This is a genomic window from Sporolactobacillus sp. CQH2019, from assembly GCF_028765345.1.
Classification (GTDB): domain Bacteria; phylum Bacillota; class Bacilli; order Bacillales; family Sporolactobacillaceae; genus Sporolactobacillus.
Genome location: NZ_JARAJZ010000004.1, coordinates 45,209 through 64,519, shown reverse-complemented (window position 1 = coordinate 64,519; position 19,311 = coordinate 45,209). Strand labels below are relative to the sequence as shown.

The following is a 19,311-nucleotide window of genomic DNA, read 5'->3' as shown; positions in this document are numbered from 1 at the left end:
TGAGGAACAAAGGCAGTGTCCATGATGAAGTTCCGGAATACAGCAGCAACTGTTGACCGAGGTTATCATTGTTTCAAAGATTTTTCGCTATTATAATTTAAAATAAGGTTAATTCGAAAAAACAAAAGGGAGACAGGGGGCAGTTCAATTGCACTTCGATTATCAGGATTTTCCTTATCAGGTTCGCAGGACACCGGTCTTTGCACGGAAAGGCATGGTGGCGACGGCACAGCCGCTTGCGGCGCAGGCCGGGCTGGATATATTAAGACGAGGCGGGAATGCGATCGATGCCGCCGTTGCGACGGCAGCCAGTTTGACGGTTCTTGAACCGACATCGAACGGGATCGGAAGCGACGCGTTTGCACTGATCTGGACAGAGGGGAAATTACACGGCCTGAATGCGAGCGGGGTCGCTCCGCAGTCAATATCGATCGACGCGGTCAGAAAAAGAGGCTATGATGCAATGCCCGTGCATGGTTTTGAACCGGTTATGGTTCCGGGTGCACCGGCAGCATGGGCGGAATGTTCCCGCCGTTTCGGCAGGCTTCCGTTTGCAGACCTTTTGGAACCTGCAATCAACTATGCAAAAAATGGCTTTCCGCTGTCTCCCATTGTGGCAAAGAACTGGGAGACAGCCTATCGGCGCTTTCATGAAAAGCCGGCCGACCCGCTGTTCAAGCCGTGGTTTGACACGTTTGCGCCGGACAGCCGCGCGCCCCGGGCCGGAGAGATGTGGTCCTCTCCGGCAATGGCCGCAACGCTGCAAAAAATTGCCGAAACACGGGCAGAAGCCTTTTACAAGGGTGATCTTGCAGAACGAATTGACCGTTTTTCGACAGAACACGGGGGCTTTATCAGAAAGAGCGATCTTGAGGATTATCGGCCGCAATGGGTGGATCCGATCTCGGTCAATTATCGCGGCTACGATGTTTGGGAGATGCCGCCGAACGGTCAGGGCCTTATTGCACTGATCGCACTGAACATTCTTAAAAACTTTGACCTGAACTTCAGGGAATCTGCAAATACAAGCCATAAACTGATTGAGGCTTTGAAACTTGCTTTCTCAGATGGTAAAAAATACATTACGGATCCCCGATGCATGACAGATGAAGTTTCTTATCTTCTGTCGGAGGAATATGCGCGAAAACGCTCCGAGCTGATAAGGACTGAGGCGCTTGAGCCGGCAGCCGGGACGCTTCCGCAGGGCGGGACAGTCTATATTGCGGCGGCCGACGGGGAAGGCAACATGGTTTCATTCATTCAGAGCAATTACAAAGGCTTCGGATCAGGCGTCGTCATCCCGGAAACCGGTATATCGCTTCAAAATCGCGGTCATACTTTTTCGCTGAATGAAACGGATGCCAATGCACTTGCTCCGGGGAAAAAGACGTACCACACCATCATTCCGGGTTTCCTTACCCGGGCCGGGAAACCAGTCGGCCCGTTTGGCGTCATGGGAGGGTACATGCAGCCTCAGGGCCATCTGCAGGTGATTACAAACACGATCGACTTTCATCTTCATCCCCAGGCTGCGCTTGATGCGCCGCGGTGGCAGTGGATAAGCGGGAAAAAGGTCATCGTTGAGCCGGATTTTCCTAATTCGATCGCCCGTGCGCTGGCAAGACGCGGGCATCACATTGAAGTCGCTCTCGATCCGGGTTCCTTCGGCCGCGGACAGATTATCTGGCGGAACAACGATACCGGTGTCCTGACAGGGGGCACGGAATCGCGGGCCGACGGGATGATCGCCGCATGGTGATCCCGGAACTGAACAAATACCGAGCATCGGTTCCCAATAGCCTGTCCCGTCGCATGGAAATAATTTAAGCATCCCCCGCCGTTATAGGCGAAGTTGAAGATCTTGTATTCATGTAACGTACGAACGACTGACGAGGTGCGGAGTGTTCTGCAGAAACCGCTCCTTAACTTTGGATAATACAAACAGTCCGGAAGAGACAGACGGCGCTGAAAAGGTTCTTTTTCGATGCTGTCCGATCACAATCTGAAGTTCAGTCTGAGCGGGGACCGCACACTGCCGGCTGTTAAAAAGTTAAAAAAATGTTTGCCTGAAAAGGTATGAACTTAATAAATGGTGTTTTAAAATAAGTATTCAGACAAAAAAGCAGCAGAAGACATATGAACAGAAAGGTCGATTGGATGGCGCAGATAGAAAAGGACGGCCGGGGAAAGCGGGCGGCGGCAAAAGGAGGCCCTCGGGCTCACTATTCAGATATTTTCATTGCCTTTTTCCGTTCAAGCATTTTGAGCTTCGGCGGCGGTCCTTCGGGGATTCCGCTGATTGAGGCCGAGGTTGTCAAAAAGTACAAGTGGATGGCTCTCGAGGAATTCGGCGATATTGTGGCTATAGCCAATGCACTGCCGGGTCCGATCAATACGAAACTGGCCGGTTATATCGGCTGGAAGCTGAAGGGGATCGGCGGTCTGCTGACGGCGCTGGTTGCCTGCGTCTTTCCGATGGTGGTCGCGTTAATCGTCCTGCTCGGCTTTCTCGATGTTTTTCAGCAGCAGAGATGGGTCAGAGGGATGACGCAGGCTGTACTTCCGGTTGTCGGTGTGCTGATGGCACAGTTGACCTGGCGATTCGTTTCAAGCGCTAAAAAGGGGATGGGCTGGACGGTCAGTCTGATTCTGATCGCAGTCAGTTTCATTTTGATGGAAATCCTCCATGTTCAGCCGCCGATACTGATCGCACTGACTTTACTCTATGTGCTCATTATGCCTGTGAAACGGAAAGAATCGGCAGGTGGGCGAAAATGATTCTTTACTGGCGGATTTTCCTTGCGTTTTTCATTCCCGGCATTCTCGGCTACGGCGGCGGACCGGCATCGATCCCGCTGATCGAAAACGAGGTCGTCGGCCGCTACCACTGGATGTCGGTCACCACCTTCAGCAACGTGCTCGCATTTGCCAACTCGCTTCCCGGCCCGATTGCGCCGGAACTGGCCGGCTATATAGGCTTTGCAAAAGGAGGAGCCGCCGGTTCGCTGATTGCCATCTTCGCGACGGTCGCCCCGTCGCTGATTCTGCTGATTCTGCTGCTCAAACTGTTGTACAGATTCAAGGACTCCCCCAAGGTAAGGCGGCTGACGATGTTGATCCGCCCGATCATTGTCGTCATGCTCGGCATGATGGCATATAACTTTTTTGCCGCATCCGAACAGGCGTCCGGCTGGCTGCCGATGATCGTGATCGGCACACTCAGCTTCATTCTGATGCAGCGGTTCAGCCTCCACCCGGCTTTTATCATTGCCGGCGCACTGCTGTTCGGCGCGCTTTTTATGGGATAAAAATTTTTATGCCGGGAATGGCCGCAACCGATAGTTTGTAGGACGGCCTTTTTTCAAATGATTGACATGGGCTGCGGCGGCGCGGTTTTCAGGGCCGTCCGGGCCTTTTCAGAGCCTGATCAGGCAGGAAGAGGCTGACCTGAAAGCCGCCAAAAAATAATTAAGCGGAGAGAAAAGCCCGGCCTTTTCTCTCCGCTTTTTTCCTTTATTTGTTTTTGGGTCTGAAAAGCGTCTGAAAAAGGGCCGGATGAAAATGAGTTCTTTTCATTCCGGTTCTGTTCCGGCAGCCGCAGCCGCCGTGTTCCTTCGGATCTGATCGACGTTGGCTGTCCCGTTTAGGCCTGATCCGTCACTCTGCCGATAATGCCTCTTTTTTCAAGAAAACGGACAATCTGATCCGCACTTTCAGGAAGCGTTTGTTTATCGGTGTCGACGACAAGTTCCGGTGATTCCGGCGCTTCATAGGGGGAATCAATACCTGTGAAATCGCTGATGATACCGGAGCGGGCTTTTTGATACAGACCTTTCGGATCGCGTGATTCGCAGACTTTCAGCGGGCACGCGACATAAATTTCTATAAATTCGTCGCTTTCGAACCGTTTTCTGGCTGCAAGACGATCCTTTCTAAATGGAGAAATGAATGCAGTCAGGACGACGGCATTGCTGTCGACGAACAGTTTGGCAACTTCGCTGATCCGGCGGATATTTTCCTTTCGGTCGGCGTCCGAAAAACCAAGGTCGCTGTTCAAACCGCTGCGGATGTTGTCTCCGTCAAGCAAATAGGTGCGGATACCGCGGGAGAAGAGTGCGGCTTCCACGCGATTGGCCAATGTCGATTTGCCGGACCCGGACAGTCCCGTCAGCCAAACGACCGCTCCTTTATGACCGCTTGCTTTCTCACGGTCGGCTTTTTTTACGGTTGCCGGGTGCTGGACGATAGGGTTCATGAGTTCAGACCTCCTGATGATCGGCATTTGCCGTCTGTTTTCGATTCAGTCCCTCGATCAGGACATCGACGACTTCGGGCCTGCTGAATGTTTCGGGGGGACGGACGCCTGCCCGCAGCATGGCCCTGACCTTTGTCCCGGAGAGAGCGACATGAAACGACGAATCATGGGGGCAGGTCTTGTTGGAAGCCATTCCGCCGCATTTCGTACAGTAATAGCTGTTTTCGAAAAACAGGGTTTGTATATCAAGTTCCTTGCGCGTGAAGTGCGCGAAAATTTTTTGCGCGTCATAGGGCCCGTAGTAATCTTTGACACCGGCATGATCGCGTCCGACAATAAAATGCGTACAGCCGAAATTTTTGCGGCAGATCGCGTGAAAGACGGCTTCCCTCGGTCCTGCATAGCGCATCGCGGCGGGGAAGACGGCTAACGCCGTTCTCTCTTTGACATAATAGTTGTCGATCAGGACGTGGTAGCTGCGCATCCGGATGTCGGCCGGGATGTCGTCTGCCTTTGTTTCGCCGACAAGCGGGTTGATAAAAAGCCCGTCGACTGTCTCAAGCGCTGTTTTCTGGATATGTTCATGAGCCCGGTGGATCGGATTGCGCGTCTGAAAGCCGACGATCGTCCGCCAGCCCTTTTCTGTGAACAGCCGTCTTGTTTCGGCCGGATCAAGATAATCGCGCGCAAATTCTGCCGGGCGCGGCGACCGCTTGATCAGTTCGACCGGACCCGCCAGATTGATCGGGCCGCGGCTGAAAAGGCGCCGGACGCCCGGATGTTCCGGATCAGTGGTCAGGTAGACGCGGGCTGCTTCCTTTTCTTTATCAGGACGAAATTTTTCCGTCACGTCGAGAATGCCGTAAATCTCTCCGTTATAACTCAGTTTGACTTTGTCCCCGGCCGATACGGCACCTGCCGTCTGTTCCGATACGGGAAGCGTGATCGGAATCGTCCAGGCCAGTCCGTTTTTCAAGTGCATCGTTTCCACAACGGAATGATAATTTTCTTCATCGAGAAAGCCGGTAAGCGGGCTGTAGGTCCCGTTTGCGATCAATTCAAGATCGCTGAGTGCGACACGGTCAATCGCTACCGTCTTTTTTATTTCGGAGATATCTTTACCGAAAGACTGGCGATTAACGAGCCGGCCGCCATGAGCAGCGTTTGTCATTTTTGTTCCCACTCCTTTTTCTATGCGGCAGCCGCATGGTGTTTCATGAAACATGAAAACACGAACAGGCAGGCGCCTTCACTGCAGTTCTTTTGTATGAAGAAATGAAAACATGGCGCGAAAGTTTGTTATCTTTTATTCTGACTGTTTATATGAAGACCGCATTCCGTTTTGTCGAAAGCGCTCCATCGTCCGGCCCGCAGATCGCCGCCTTCCGTGACGGGCGATGTGCAATAGGCACAGCCGATGCTTGGATAGTTCCGGTCATGGAGAGGATTGTAAGGCAGATTATGGAGCCGGACATAGTCCCATACTTCCTGCCAGGTCCAGTGAATCAGCGGACAGATTTTGATCGATTGAAACTTTTCATCCTTGTTGACAAATTGCACGTTTCTTCGGGTAGGCGACTGCTCGTGCCGGAGTCCGGAAATCCAGGCATCATAGTTTTTAAGACTCCTGGACAGCGGTTCGACTTTTCTGATCCGGCAGCAGAGATCGGGCTGCCGGGACCATAACGATGCACCGTACTTGGCCGCCTGTTCGGCCGGCGTCAGAAGCGGCTTTTGCCGGATCACATGAAGGCGGGGGTAGCGCCCTTCTACACGATCGACCAGTTCATAGGTTTCTTTGAAATGGAAATCCGTATCTAAAAAGAGGACCGTTGCATCTTCTTTGATCTGATTGATTAGATCAATCAGCACGATGCCCTCAACGCCAAAGCTGCACGAGTAAACGACTCGATCGCCGTACGTATCGTATGTCCAGCGCAGGACACGATCCGCCCCTTTTAGCGGATGATCCGCCGCAAATTCAGGAAGCTGATGTTCAGGCCAGGTTTCATAGGTCAGGCTGTTTCTATTCAAGGTATCCCTTCTTTCCTTAATCAAAAAATACTAAGCGGATGCGGAACATTCATGGAACCGGCTTAAGTTCGCTGTTCCCCGGCGGATGCACCGATGGTGAATACTTTGGCCTGCCTGGGCTCCAGAAAAACATGCTGCTGCTCGCTTAACGAGATCTTTTCAAATTCCTGCTTTGTCACTACCGCCTCCAGACGCTGGCCGGCATCCGGCCTTTCCAGATCGAGCCTGATGACGGGCCCTACAGGATGAATATGGGTGACCGTAGCTGAAAATGCCCGTTCGCCTGCCCTTTGATCCGATGCGGTGATCGTCATCTGATCGGGCCTGATAAAAGCGACGCCGCTCGTCTCTCCCTGGCTACCGCCTTCAAAAGGTATCCGGATATCTCCATTGACGAAGTAGCCCTGACGGATCCTGCCCCGCACTTGATTGACGTTCCCGATAAAGTCATAAACGAAAGGATTGGCAGGATTTTCATAGACTTCGGCCGGCGTCCCCGTCTGTTCAATTTTTCCTTTGTTAATGATGACCACGCGGTCGGCCACTTCAAAAGCTTCCTCCTGGTCGTGTGTGACGAGCAGGCTGGTCATATTATATTGCCGGTGCAGCCGCCGCAGCCAGCGGCGCAGTTCTTTGCGGACTTTCGCATCCAGTGCGCCGAAGGGTTCGTCGAGCAGTAAAATCTGGGGCTCAATAGCCAGTGCGCGGGCCAGTGCGACACGCTGACGCTGCCCTCCGGATAACTGCGAGGGGTACCTGTCTCCGTATGATTCAAGCCTGACAAGATGAAGGAGCCCGGCCACTTTTTCCCGTATTTCTTTTTTTGACGGCCGATCTTTTCGCGGCTTCACTTTCAATCCGTAAGCGACGTTTTCATGGACCGTCATGCTGTTGAACAGGGCATAGTGCTGGAAAACGAATCCGGCTTTCCGTTTTTTAATGGATGCACCTGTCAAATTTTTTCCCTGGAACAGGATGGTTCCTTCATCCGCAAACTCAAGACCTGCTACAATTCTCAGCAGGGAGGTTTTTCCCGATCCAGAGGGGCCCAATAAGGCTACCAATTCCCCGCTGTGAATCGTCAGGCTGATATTTTTTAAGATTTGGTAATGACCGTATGCCTTTGAAATGTTTCTCAATTCGATCCCCACGTGGGCACATCCCCCGTCTATTCATTTTTAACTTTCTTGCGATCGAAGTAGCTTTTTAAAATAAGAGAGGCAATGGCAATGAGCGACATCAGTGACGACAATGAAAATGCCGCTGTCATCTGATAACTGTTGTAAAACGTTTCAACCTGAAGCGGCATCGTATTGGTCTGCCCGACGATATGTCCGGATACGACGGATACCGCCCCAAAATCGCCGATTGCCCGGGCGCTGCAGAGAATGATGCCGTAAAGCAGCCCCCACTTTATGTTGGGCAATGTGATCTTGAGAAAGGTATGAAACGTTCCGGCTCCGAGAATCAGCGAGGCCTCTTCTTCTGAATTTCCCTGATTCTCCATTAAAGGGATAAGCTCTCTGGCAACAAACGGGTAAGTGACAAATAAAGTCGCAATCACAATTCCGGTTGTATTGAAAACAAGCGCGATGTTCTGACTCTCCAGCCATTTTCCCAGAAAACTATGATCTCCGAACAATAGAACGAAAATCAGGCCCCCGATCACCGGCGAAATGGAGAAGGGGAGGTCGGCCAAAGAAACTAAAAGGCCTTTTCCCCTGAAACGATACTTTGTCGATGTCCAGGCAAGCAATACGCCGAAAAAGGTATTGATCGGCACAACGGCAATCAGAACGGTAAGCGTCAGCAAAATAGATGAGGTGGCGTCGGGATCGGAAATGGAAGCCCAGTATACTGCTATCCCCTGTTTGAAAGCTTCCGCAAAAATGAAGATCAGCGGAAGAATCAAAAAAACAAAGACAAAAAGAATGACGATCGATGTAAGCAGGCTTCTTACCCAGAAGGGCTCTGTCAGTATTTCCCGATTTTTAGAGATCTGTCCGGATAATTCCGATTCAGAAGACAATGACAGCTCCGGCAAGGCTGTTCCTCCTTTCTGTCAGTAATGTGTATAGCGGCGTTTTGAATGCCACTGGGTGACGTTGATCGTCAGCAGGATGATAAAGGACAGGACAAGCATGACTAACGCCACCGATGTCGCGCCGTTGTAATCGAATTCTTCCAGTTTTGTCATGATCACAAGGGGAGCAATTTCCGTTTTAAAAGGCATGTTGCCCGAGATGAAAACAACCGATCCGTATTCTCCGAGCGCGCGCGAAAAAGCAAGGGCAAAACCGGAAAACGCGGCCGAACGAATGTGGGGAAAAACTACATGAAGTAAAGTCTGCCAGCGACTGGCCCCCAGAGTCGCAGAAGCTTCTTCGTCCGCTTTATCTAAATTTTGAAGCACGGGTTCGACAATCCGGACAACAAACGGCATGCCGATTAAAATCAGGGCAACGATAATTCCGAGCGGTGTATAAGAAACTTTAAACGGAAGCAGTCTGCCGATCCAGCCGTTCGTTGAATAAAGCGTGGCAAGCGTAATGCCGGCTACCGATGTCGGCAGGGCGAAAGGCAGATCGAGAAGACCGTCGATCAGTTTCCTTCCCGGAAAAGAATAACGAACCAGAACCCAGGCGGTCGGAACGCCGAGCACCAGATTAATGAAGGCGGCGATCAATGACGTTGTAAAACTGAGCTCAAAGGAGGAGACGACGACAGGCTGCCTGATTTCATTCAAAAAACCGTTCCACCCTAATTGCGATGTGTAAATAAAAATCATCGACAGGGGGATCAGGACCAGCATGGAGAGATAGGCTAAGGAAAGCCCCATCGACAGGCCGAAACCCGGAATAATCTGCCTTCTGTTTGATTTTGTTTTTGTACGCAAACGAATCATGGGCATGGCTTCTTCATCCTTCGTTGAATTTCAAATATGTTTAGCTTTTTCCGCTGTAGATCTGATCAAAGATGCCTCCGTCATCAAAAAACTTCTTTTGCGCCTTTTTCCATCCCCCGAATAGCGGATCGTCGATTTTCACAAGCGGAATGTTCGGATAAAGCTTTCGATAGTCGGCCAGTACGCTCTGATTGCGCGGACGGTAATAATTCTTGGCAATAACCTCCTGTGCCGGTTTTGTATAGAGATATTTTAAATAGGCCGTTGCAGCCGCAGTCGTTCCGTTTTTCTGGGCATTTTTATCGACAACGGAAACGGTCGGTTCGGTCAGAATGCTGACGGAAGGATAGACAATCTGGTACTTATCTTTTCCGCCGGGTTCATTAAGGCTCAGCAGAGCTTCATTTTCCCAGGCAATGAGCACATCGCCGACACCGCGCGTCGTAAATGTCGTCGTTGCGCCGCGTGCACCGGAATCAAGTACTTCGACATTGCTGAAAATGGATTTTAGAAATTGTTTATCCTTTGTCTGATCGCCGTTGTATTTTTTGTCGGCGTAGGCCCAGGCCGCCAGAAAGTTCCATCGCGCGCCGCCTGACGTTTTCGGATTAGGCGTGATGATGCCGATGCCTTTCTTTGTGAGGTCGTTCCAGTCTGTGATATGCTTTGGATTGCCTTTGCGCACAAGAAAAACAATGGTTGAAGTATAAGGCGCCGAATGGTCTGGAAGCCTGCTTTGCCAATTGGGCGAGATTTTATTTGTTGCCGCGGCGATGGAGTTGACATCGCCGGACAATGCCAAAGTCACGACATCGGCGTTCAGTCCGTCAATAACGGCTCTGGCCTGGGCGCCGGATCCGCCGTGGGACTGCTGGATGGTTACGGTCTGGCCGGTTTTCTTTTTCCAGTAGGAAGAAAATAGCTGATTGTACTGTTTATATAATTCTCGTGTCGGATCGTAAGACACATTCAGCAATTTAATGTTCTTTTTGGAAGATGATGACGACGTTGCGGAAGCGGAGGCGGAACCGCATGCCGATAAAACGAGCGATACTGCAATGAAAAGTGTGATCAGATGCCCCCTGTGTTTTCTAAGCCCCATGATGTCGACACTCCTTTTATTCTTATATGAAAACTTGGTTATCTGGCCGAAAAAACGAATCATTTACACCTGTGCAGCAGGAGAAAAGCAAATTCAATTTGAAGAACGGCTTCCGGTAAAGCTTTGAACCGATTGCTGTATCCTGAATTTTCCGAATCGATGGCGGGATATCCATTTAACCTGGCTGTCAACCAGCCCCGCAGTGCTGTAAGGACGCCGCTGTTCGTCCTGACTGACAGAGATCCATCCTGTCCGAAAATTTATCACCTCCCCGGCTGAACAACGATGTCAGAGCTCTTTTTTCGATGGTTGCGAGTAAAAATGGATGAAGATTTTCCTCTAAAAAGGCCATGTAAAAGCCGCTTGCCTATTCCGGAAAAATCGACTGAAGATAAAAAACTTTTGCAACAAATTGTCCTTATCTTCCAGATATCTGACGGAATGGCACCGTGCATTTTCATGCTGGTTGCCGGGCTTCGGCGGGCCGTCTCTCCGCTGCTTTTAATAAGATTATTCAGTTAATAATGGGTACATTGTAGCGCCGGTGAAAAAAGGAGTCAAAAAAGAAATTCGACATTTTTCGTATAACGAAACAGCGCCGATCATATCGGACTCCGGCCGTTGAACGGCTCTGACCGTGCAGCATCGGTACGACGGACGGCTTTTCCGGGGGGGGATAAGACTTTCCGGAAGTAAAGGAAAAGGACTCTGTCAAATCCGAATTTATTGTCGATTTATGTCGATTAATCTTTACTGACCGCGCTAAAGTCCCGCCGACCGATCAGTTATTCGAAAAAATCCCCCGCTGTCAACATAAATAAAGTGTCAATTTGAATCGGCGAAAGAGGAGAATTCCGCGGAAAATGCCAAAGAGAGGTTGCGATCCGGCCTTGCGGGTGTCGCTAAACAGCCGCCGCTTACTATCTTCTAATTCGTATCCCCGCGACGTATCCAATTGCCCGTCCGGTGTGATATAAATCACGGTGATCCGGAGAACCGGGGGAGTGCGGAGTTCGAGTCCGGGGGTCGTCAGCCGAATCGGAGCGCCGCGGGAGCCAGGGATTATTCGCTGAATTCGATTGTCTGCCGTTCAGATCGGGGGAGCTGGCGGATGAATCGGAGTGCCGCGGGAGCCCGGGATTGTTCGCTGAATTCGATTGTCTGCCGTTCAAATCGGAGGAGCTGGCGGATGAATCGGGAGCGCCGCGGGAGCCCGGGATTATTCGCTGAATTCGATTGTCTGTCGTTCAAATCGGGGGAGCTGGCGGATGATCGGGAGCGCCGCGGGAGCCCGGGGGTTATCAGCCGGATGGCGTATGTGCCGTTCAAGTCCGGAGGCCTGTCGGCGAGATACGGCCGCATCCGAGTAAACGACGAAACTGCTTCCGCTGCATGTCATTTTTGACAAAAATGTCTTCACGAATGAATATCCCGTGAACCGGGACGGAGAGGTACTGCACCCCGGTCCTGTTTTGAAAAAATCCGGGACCTCCTCCGGCAATGGCCAATGCTCCTCCGGTCCGACGCCGTCATGAATAATCATGAAACTTTTCTGCTCCGCCATGGCCGGAAAAGTTCTTCTTTTATCTGTCTCATTCCCGTAATCCCTTGTCCCCATTGACTTTTTGGCATATAACCGGAACTCGTTTAATAAGATGTTACAAACTCACAAACGGGGTTTCGAGGTGAGCGCGGCGGGCTTGGAACGAGCAGAAAGCGTTTGGTTTCCGTTTCCCTCCAAAAAATGTCTCATTTCGCATCTTCAGAAAATAGGAGGCGAGTGGTGTGCACGATTACATCAAAGAGCGTACGATCAAGATTGGAAAGCATATCGTGGAGACAAAAAAGACGGTACGGGTGATTGCAAAGGAATTTGGGGTTTCGAAAAGCACCGTTCATAAGGATTTGACAGAACGTCTGCCGAACATCAACCCGGAACTTGCAAACGCAGTGAAGAACGTGCTCGATTATCACAAGTCGATCCGCCATCTTCGGGGAGGGGAAGCGACAAGATTGAAATACCAGAAAGACTCGGAACAGCAGGCTGTGAGGCCATAGAAAATGCCGGCCGGATACCCGGTGAAACCTGGGGATTTTTACTGAAAGTCAAACTGTAAAATAATTTGTGTGTTTTTTTAGACTCACTCCCTGTTTGAATCTTTTTATGATAAAATGAAATAATGAATGATAATTGTCCTAGATAACGACTAGGTATTCTGACAGGGAGGATAATGCAGTGTTTTCAAGAGATATCGGAATTGATCTTGGGACGGCGAATGTGTTGATATATGTAAAGGGCCAAGGTATTGTTCTGAACGAACCCTCGGTCATTGCTTTAGATACGGATACAAAGCAGATGCTTGCTGTCGGCGAAGAGGCAAGGCGAATGGTGGGCCGGACACCCGGCAATATAGTGGCCATTCGTCCTCTTCGCGATGGCGTAATTGCCGATTTTGAAATTACGGAAATGATGCTGACACATTTCATAAATAAAATCAATGTCAAAAGTTTTCTGAGAAAGCCGCGAATCCTGATCTGCACGCCGACCCATACTACGTCGGTGGAGCAGAAGGCGATCCGCCAGGCGGCGGAGCGCAGCGGCGGCAAGCAGGTTTATCTTGAAGAAGAACCGAAAGTAGCTGCAGTGGGCGCCGGTATGGATATCTTTCAGCCGAGCGGCAACATGGTAATCGATATCGGCGGAGGGACAACGGACATTGCCGTCCTGTCGATGGGCGACATCGTGACCTCTCAGGCAATCAAATTGGCGGGCGACAAATTTGATCACGAAATTTTAAACTATATAAAGAGAAAGTACAAGCTGCTGATCGGCGAACGGACAGCGGAGCAGATCAAAATCCAGGTCGGAACAGTCTTTAAAAACGCACGTGATGAAAGCATGGATATCCGTGGCCGCGACATGGTAAGCGGACTCCCGAAAACGTTGGCGATCCATTCAAATGAAATTGAAGAAGCCCTGTCGGATTCTGTCAATTCACTAGTTCGTGCGGCAAAGAATGTTCTCGAACAGACGCCTCCCGAGCTGTCTGCGGATATTATTGACCGCGGTGTGATCCTGACCGGCGGCGGCGCTCAGCTGCACGGAATCGATCAGCTTCTTGCAAGCGAATTGAAAGTGCCAGTCGTCGTTGCCGATAATCCGATGACCTGTGTCGCTGAGGGTGCCGGAAAAATGCTTGAACATCTGGATAAACTTCCAAAGCGCAAAGCTAACTGATTGCTCTGCGCTTTTCTTACATAATCCATAAAGTGAAAGCATCGAACTGAAATCCCGGCGATTGGCAGCAAAATTACGAAGCTTTTTCTGCTGCCCGAACAAGCCAGCAGCGGGTTTATGCGGCTGTGCGGGATAACGATGGAAAGTTTCTGAAAGCGGGTGGCATCATGATCAGAGGATTATATACGGCGGCGGCAGGAATGCTTGCACAGCAGCAGCGCGAAGAAATATTGTCGAATAACCTGAATAACGTGGATACTCCCGGCTATAAGAGCGATAATAGTACGTTGCGCACATTTCCGGAAATGCTTATTCAGAATCTCGGGGGGGATGCTCCGGTGCCGCAAAATGTCGGAGCCATTTCGACCGGCGTCTATGCGGATGAGACGGTGCCCGATTTTTCTCAGGGAACGGTCACGCAGACAGGAAAAGCGACCGATGTTGCTCTTGCTACATCACGCCTTCCCGTCAATCCGCGAACGGGCGCTCAGGAAGGGGCGCTGCTCTTTAATGTCCGGACGCCTGCGGGAGCCCTGAGGTATACCCGGGACGGCCACTTCACACTTAATCCGGCCGGACAGCTTGCGGACAGTGCCGGCGACCTTGTCCTGGACAGCGCCGGCCGTCCGATCCAGCTTCCGTCCGATCAGTTTCAGGTTGCTTCGGACGGCACGATCATGGTGAACGGAGCCGCTGCCGCCCGTCTTGGTGTGAGTTATGCCGCCAACACGAACAATCTTGTCAAAGAGGGCGGCAGTCTGTTCCGGCTCAACGGAGGCGGAGCTCTTCCTTCGGCTGCCGGCAACCCGGGCATCGATTATCAGGTGAAACAGGGTTTTCTTGAAGGGTCCAACGTGTCGGCAGACAGCACGATGACCGATATGATGGAAGCCTACCGTTCGTTTGAAGCAAATCAGAAAGTTTTAACCATCCTCGACAGTTCGCTCAATGAAGCGGTCAATAATGTCGGCAAGGTCAATTGACCGGCCTGCCGCCGGCCAACGATCGATTAGTAAAAAAGAAAGTTTTAATTAAACTAAGCCGGGAGGAAAGGCTCATGGATCAGCAGCTCATGGCATCGGGTGTTACGTTGGGACAGATTCAGCAACAGCTGGCGACGGTAGCGGACAATCTTGCCAACGTCGGGACAGCAGGCTATAAGAGCCGGGATGCTCAGTTCGATGACTTGCTTTTTCAGCAGATCAACAGTTTTAGCAATACAAATACGGATTCGGTCGACATGGCCAGCCGTCTGACTCCGGCAGGCATCCGCATGGGTTCCGGCAGCAGGGTCGGCGATACGCAATTGGATCTGTCGCTCGGCTCGCTGCAGCAGACCGGCAATCCGCTTGACCTGGCGCTGACAAACGATCATCAGTTTTTCCAGATCGGCCTGACCGGCGCAAACGGCCAGCTGACCCCGGCTTATACACGTGACGGTTCATTCAATGCCTTGCCGGATCCGCAGAATCCGAACGTTCTCCGCCTTCTGACGAAAAACGGCCAGCCCGTCCTTGATCCGAACGGGCAGCCGATCCTTCTTCCGGCCGGTTCGAGCGACCTGCAGATTAACAGTGCCGGCCAGATTACGGCCGTCATGCCGGGCGGACAAAGAATTGCCGCCGGCCGGCTCGGGCTGGTCACGGTGAATCGCCCCCAGCTGCTGCAGAGCCAGGGTGACGGATTGTATACGCTGCCTAATCTCGCTAACCTTGGCGTCGGACTGAATCAGGTCGTTGTGCCCGTTGCGGCGAATAGCGGTTCGGTTGTCCAGGGAAAACTGGAAAATTCAAACGTAGATTTGACAAAAGAAATGGTCGATTTGATTAATCTGCAGCATAATTACCAGCTGACCGCTCGTTCGATCACGATGAGCGACCAGATGGACGGACTTGTGAACAGTCTGCTGCAATGATGAGCGAGGAAAGAACATGAGCGCAAACAATAGCAACGACCGTACGAATCGGAAGGCATCTGCTGCACCTCAGACGCGGCGGGCCGTCCGTACCGCCGCACAGGAAGATGAAAAAGCGGCGCGGCTGTCAGAAAAAGAAACGGAAGCGGCAAAACCTCTTTACAATCCGTTTTTTAACTATCATAAACGCCGCTTCCCGATCTGGCAGAGGCTGATTGGGTTGTTGCTCTTTGCTGCCGTTGCTCTTGTGGTCGGTGCCATGTTCGGCTATGGTGCGCTTGGCCACGGCAATCCGTGGGCTGTCTTTCTTCCGGGAACGTGGCAGCACATCCTGGATTTTTTAAGAACAAAATAGCGAAAAGGAGCGAAATGTCCGCTTGCCGCTGAATGATTTTCATTCTGATGGACGGCAGCGCAAATTTTATGCTGACAATAGATGAAATCAAAAAAATTCTGCCGCACCGCTATCCCTTCCTGCTCGTCGACCGCATTCTCGAGGTCGAGGACGGCAAGAAAGCGATCGGTATCAAAAATGTATCTGTTAACGAACCGTTTTTTACCGGCCATTTTCCCGATTATCCGATCATGCCGGGTGTCCTGATTGTTGAGGCACTTGCGCAGGTCAGCGGCATCGCCGTTCTTCATCAAGGTGAGGAGCAGGGGATGCTGACACTGTATGCCGGCATCGATAAATGCCGCTTCAAGCGCCAGGTACGGCCCGGCGATCAGCTTCGGCTTGAATCGGAAATTTTGCGTTTCCGCGGAGGTTTTGCCAAAGCTAAGGGAACGGCTACGGTCGACGGTGAAATAGCCTGCGAAGCGGAAATGATGTTTGCTTTTAAGAAAGCGGAATAATAGCGACAGTTCGGTCTCACATAGGAAATAATTGCAGCACGATTGACAGGGATACTTCAGCTATCGGGCAGAACGGCAGGCTGAAGCGTTTTTTTACATAGCTTTGGACGCTGAGCTCGCAATCAGGCAATTACAGGTTGCGGGCCCATTTTGTTTCGTCAAAAAATGAGCATATTTCGGTCCGGAATGCGCCGGGCTTCTCCGATCTTTATGAAAATTTTCCGAGAAAGCCCTGATCTGGATTGAAATTTCTGCTTGTTTTCGTCGAGTTTTCCCGGGAAATGATGAAGTATGGTGCCTGTCTTCAAATAATTTCGGAACTCAGGTACAAGACCGACCTTGGATCCGGGAACGTAACCGTCGGCGGGGCTGACTAAAATTGTTTTTTAATGTCGGCTGATCGTCTTCAGGACGATCAGCCGAACGCTTTCCTGTTAAACGGTTACCCGGTCGACGTAGCCGTTGCCGTCTGTTTCTCTGTAAATTCAGTAAATCATTTTTTGATTTTTTTCTGCAATTTTTCTGTTTGAATAAACCTCCGCAGAATTCTTCGTAAGGTTTGATCTTACCTGCATACTTGGCATTGGATCTATTATTGTATCTTGCCCTGTGTTCAGGCTGTTTAATGAATGCTTTGCTGCCGCACAGAGACTTTCGCTCGTCTGCTCAAATGCGTGAATTAGCCGGAAGGAGCCCAAATTCGGCCGGAAGAACCCTGAATCTGGCCGGAAGGAGCCCAAATTCGGCCGGAAGAACCCTGAATCTGGCCGGAAGGAGCACGAATCCGGCTGGTAGAACCCGGAATTTGGCCGGAAGGGGCGTGAATTTGGCCGATAGCCCCGCAGATCCGGCCGGAAGGGGCGTGAATCTGGCTGGTAGAACCCTGAATCTGGCCGGAAGGAGCACGAATCCGGCTGGTAGAACCCTGAATTTGGCCGGAAGGAACTCGGCTGGTAGAACCCTGAATCTGGCTGGAAGGGGCGCGAATTTGGCTGGTAGAACCCGGAATTTGGCCGGAAGGAACTCGGCTGGTAGAACCCTGAATCTGGCCGGAAGGGGCGCGAATCCGGCTGGTAGAACCCGGAATCTGGCTGGTAGAACCCTGAATCTGGCCGGAAGGAGCACGAATCCGGCTGGTAGAACCCGGAATTTGGCTGGAAAGGGCGTGAATTTGGCCGGTAGAACCGTAAATCCGGCCGGAAGGAGTCCGGAAATGGCCGATAGCCCCGCAAATCCGGCCGGAGGAACACTTTCTTTGTCTCAAAATGCTTGAAAATGCGGAAAATGAGAAGATGGCTGCGGCTTATCGGCTTGTTGAACGGTATCAGGTTTATGTCCGGAGCATTTTAAAACGGCTTTCATCATTTTGAATGATTCATTAGAGTGAGAATGTGTTCGGGCGCAGCGGTCATTTCCTGTGCCTGAGGGCGTCGGACCATTCATCGCAAAAACCTTTATAGGGTTCTACTTTCCGTCCGGCTTTTAAAATGCGGTGTATAGTGGAAAAATCTCCAGCATCTTTTAATGAAATCAACAATTGAGCCATGATCTGGGACAATTTGCTTCGGATCGTTTCGAAAAGCTGCCGCATCCACTCGCTTCGGAAAGACTTTTGTACTTCCGGACGGTAATCGGCAAGAAAGCGCAGAAAAGACTCGCTGCGGGAGGAAAGAGATCCGTTTGCCCAGAGCAGGCTTTCGATATTGTGAAGGTAGACACCGACATCACTCTGCACGTCGGCGTTCAGCGCAACCGAATCGCGGCTGACGATGATTAAGTCGTGAATCGAGGAATCGGGTTGGTTGCGGAATAATTGATTTAAGTGATTCAACTGGACGCGCAGCCGGTTCCGCGCCTGATCGAGAACCATTTCCGGTGTGAAGGCGTCCAGCAGCGTGTCCCGTTTCACGGCACCCCGATTCAGAATCAGGAACAGAAGAAGCTCGCGTGCATTACGTTGGTTCCATTTGCCGTGGATTTCCCGGCTGTTCCAGTAAACGTGCGTGTTTTCGCCGAGAATTGTCATTCGCAGAAAACGGCGTCGGACCGGCTGAGGCTGGTAAGCCTTTTCAATGATTTCATTGAACGTGCGCATCATTCTGCGGCTTTCGGGAGTCAAAAGAGGCGGAGTTCTACGGCTTTTAATAAAATGATTTAATAGGTGTGCGGCCGCTTTCGGTTGATCAAACGGAATCAGACAAGAGGCATCCGGAATCACCATGAATCGGCCGTTGAAGACATAATTGCTGAAAATCATGGCAAGCGGCGCGGGAAAACTCGGATCATATTCTCCGTGCAGAAACAGAACCGGTTTTTGCATGCGTTTCAGTTTTCCGATTAAGTCAAAATTCTGCCTGTTATTGATACTGATCAGTTCCTCAATCGGTTCTGCGACATTGCTTGTCGATACTCGGCGGATTGCTTGTAAAACCGTCCGGGATTTGGAAATGGTGACCGGATGAAGACCTTCCATTAAATATTTTTTTTCAAACAGATTGCGGTCAAGTTTCAGCAGTTGAATCGTTGTTGCTCCCTCATGATTATAACCGCCTTTTTGAACGTAAAAGGGGAAGGAGATCAGGACGAGCGATTCAATGATTTCAGGTGTTTGCAGTGCCCATTCGAAAGCGAGAACGGCTCCGAATCGGCAGCCGATCAGATGGATCCGGCTCAATTTCAGCTGGCGGATCAGTGCCAGAAATTCGTCCGACAACAATTTGAACGACAACGGCGCATCGCTTTCCGTCGTTCGGCCGTGTCCGTAAAAGTCATAGGTCAGAATGTTGAAACTCCGGTCCAGTTTTGCAAGAAGCTTTTCCCACATTCCTGCATCGAGACAAAGATCGTGAATAAAAACCAGATTCGGCGCATCCTTGTCGCCCCGGATAAAATTATAATGCAGAGCGTAATCTGTAAGCTTAAGAATTGACAAGAATATGACCGCCTTCCGCTCTCATTTCACCATCAATATTATCCGGGACAGTCTGTCAAAGGATAGAGTCCGGAA

At 51.0% G+C, this 19,311-nt stretch carries 18 protein-coding genes and 1 riboswitch; of the genes, 10 read left to right on the top strand and 8 right to left on the bottom strand.

Features of this window, described 5'->3' with window-relative positions; translation table 11 throughout:
• Positions 1–148 precede the first annotated feature (148 nt).
• From OYT88_RS06775 to OYT88_RS06765, 3 genes are all read left to right on the top strand, one after another.
• Positions 149–1,759 carry a gamma-glutamyltransferase family protein gene (locus OYT88_RS06775; protein ID WP_274398821.1) on the top strand — a complete coding sequence of 537 codons (1,611 nt, stop codon included), beginning with the start codon at positions 149–151 and terminating at the stop codon, positions 1,757–1,759.
• 377 nt (positions 1,760–2,136) lie between these two features.
• Positions 2,137–2,778: a chromate transporter gene (locus OYT88_RS06770; protein ID WP_274398819.1), complete on the top strand. Its 642-nt coding sequence runs from the start codon at positions 2,137–2,139 to the stop codon at positions 2,776–2,778.
• Entirely contained in the window at positions 2,775–3,308 is a 534-nt protein-coding gene (locus tag OYT88_RS06765) for a chromate transporter (RefSeq protein WP_274398817.1), read from the top strand. The genes OYT88_RS06770 and OYT88_RS06765 overlap by 4 nt, the downstream gene beginning before the upstream one ends.
• Before the next feature lie 335 nt (positions 3,309–3,643).
• Here the strand turns inward: OYT88_RS06765 and cysC are convergent, their stop codons facing one another.
• The 7 genes from cysC to OYT88_RS06730 form a co-directional block, all read right to left on the bottom strand.
• Positions 3,644–4,255, bottom strand: a complete 612-nt coding sequence (gene cysC / locus OYT88_RS06760) for an adenylyl-sulfate kinase (protein WP_274398816.1) — start codon at positions 4,253–4,255, stop codon at positions 3,644–3,646.
• Between the two features lie 4 nt (positions 4,256–4,259).
• The gene (sat, locus tag OYT88_RS06755; protein ID WP_274398815.1) at positions 4,260–5,426 is read right to left on the bottom strand and encodes a sulfate adenylyltransferase; all 1,167 of its coding nucleotides are present in this window, start codon (positions 5,424–5,426) and stop codon (positions 4,260–4,262) included.
• 128 nt (positions 5,427–5,554) lie between these two features.
• Positions 5,555–6,289, bottom strand: coding sequence for a phosphoadenylyl-sulfate reductase (locus OYT88_RS06750; RefSeq protein ID WP_274398814.1), 735 nt, complete (start codon positions 6,287–6,289; stop codon positions 5,555–5,557).
• A 62-nt stretch (positions 6,290–6,351) separates the two neighbouring features.
• The gene (locus OYT88_RS06745; RefSeq protein WP_274398812.1) at positions 6,352–7,440 is read right to left on the bottom strand and encodes a sulfate/molybdate ABC transporter ATP-binding protein; all 1,089 of its coding nucleotides are present in this window, start codon (positions 7,438–7,440) and stop codon (positions 6,352–6,354) included.
• Between the two features lie 17 nt (positions 7,441–7,457).
• Entirely contained in the window at positions 7,458–8,333 is an 876-nt protein-coding gene (gene cysW / locus OYT88_RS06740; RefSeq protein WP_443217495.1) for a sulfate ABC transporter permease subunit CysW, read from the bottom strand.
• An 18-nt stretch (positions 8,334–8,351) separates the two neighbouring features.
• Positions 8,352–9,194: a sulfate ABC transporter permease subunit CysT gene (gene cysT / locus OYT88_RS06735; RefSeq protein WP_274399189.1), complete on the bottom strand. Its 843-nt coding sequence runs from the start codon at positions 9,192–9,194 to the stop codon at positions 8,352–8,354.
• A 40-nt stretch (positions 9,195–9,234) separates the two neighbouring features.
• Positions 9,235–10,296 (bottom strand): sulfate ABC transporter substrate-binding protein, encoded by a 1,062-nt coding sequence (locus OYT88_RS06730; protein WP_274398811.1) that lies wholly within the window; start codon positions 10,294–10,296, stop codon positions 9,235–9,237.
• Positions 10,297–10,711: 415 nt separating this feature from the next.
• A riboswitch (SAM riboswitch) is annotated at positions 10,712–10,807 on the bottom strand.
• Positions 10,808–11,407: 600 nt separating this feature from the next.
• Between OYT88_RS06730 and OYT88_RS06725 the strand changes: the two genes are divergently transcribed.
• From OYT88_RS06725 to fabZ, 7 genes are all read left to right on the top strand, one after another.
• Entirely contained in the window at positions 11,408–11,701 is a 294-nt protein-coding gene (locus tag OYT88_RS06725) for a hypothetical protein (RefSeq protein WP_274398810.1), read from the top strand.
• A 380-nt stretch (positions 11,702–12,081) separates the two neighbouring features.
• Positions 12,082–12,354 (top strand): sporulation transcriptional regulator SpoIIID, encoded by a 273-nt coding sequence (gene spoIIID / locus OYT88_RS06720; RefSeq protein WP_274398809.1) that lies wholly within the window; start codon positions 12,082–12,084, stop codon positions 12,352–12,354.
• A 178-nt stretch (positions 12,355–12,532) separates the two neighbouring features.
• Entirely contained in the window at positions 12,533–13,534 is a 1,002-nt protein-coding gene (mbl, locus tag OYT88_RS06715) for a cell shape-determining protein Mbl (RefSeq protein ID WP_274398808.1), read from the top strand.
• A gap of 167 nt (positions 13,535–13,701) precedes the next feature.
• Positions 13,702–14,517 (top strand): flagellar hook-basal body protein, encoded by an 816-nt coding sequence (locus OYT88_RS06710; protein ID WP_274398806.1) that lies wholly within the window; start codon positions 13,702–13,704, stop codon positions 14,515–14,517.
• A 74-nt stretch (positions 14,518–14,591) separates the two neighbouring features.
• Complete coding sequence (locus OYT88_RS06705; protein ID WP_274398805.1) at positions 14,592–15,449, top strand: flagellar hook-basal body protein; 858 nt, start codon at positions 14,592–14,594, stop codon at positions 15,447–15,449.
• A gap of 16 nt (positions 15,450–15,465) precedes the next feature.
• Complete coding sequence (locus OYT88_RS06700) at positions 15,466–15,804, top strand: DNA-directed RNA polymerase subunit beta (RefSeq protein ID WP_274398803.1); 339 nt, start codon at positions 15,466–15,468, stop codon at positions 15,802–15,804.
• A 68-nt stretch (positions 15,805–15,872) separates the two neighbouring features.
• Positions 15,873–16,304, top strand: a complete 432-nt coding sequence (gene fabZ / locus OYT88_RS06695) for a 3-hydroxyacyl-ACP dehydratase FabZ (RefSeq protein WP_274398802.1) — start codon at positions 15,873–15,875, stop codon at positions 16,302–16,304.
• A gap of 1,408 nt (positions 16,305–17,712) precedes the next feature.
• Here the strand turns inward: fabZ and OYT88_RS06690 are convergent.
• Complete coding sequence (locus OYT88_RS06690; RefSeq protein WP_274398801.1) at positions 17,713–19,236, bottom strand: alpha/beta fold hydrolase; 1,524 nt, start codon at positions 19,234–19,236, stop codon at positions 17,713–17,715.
• Between the last annotated feature and the right edge of the window lie 75 nt (positions 19,237–19,311).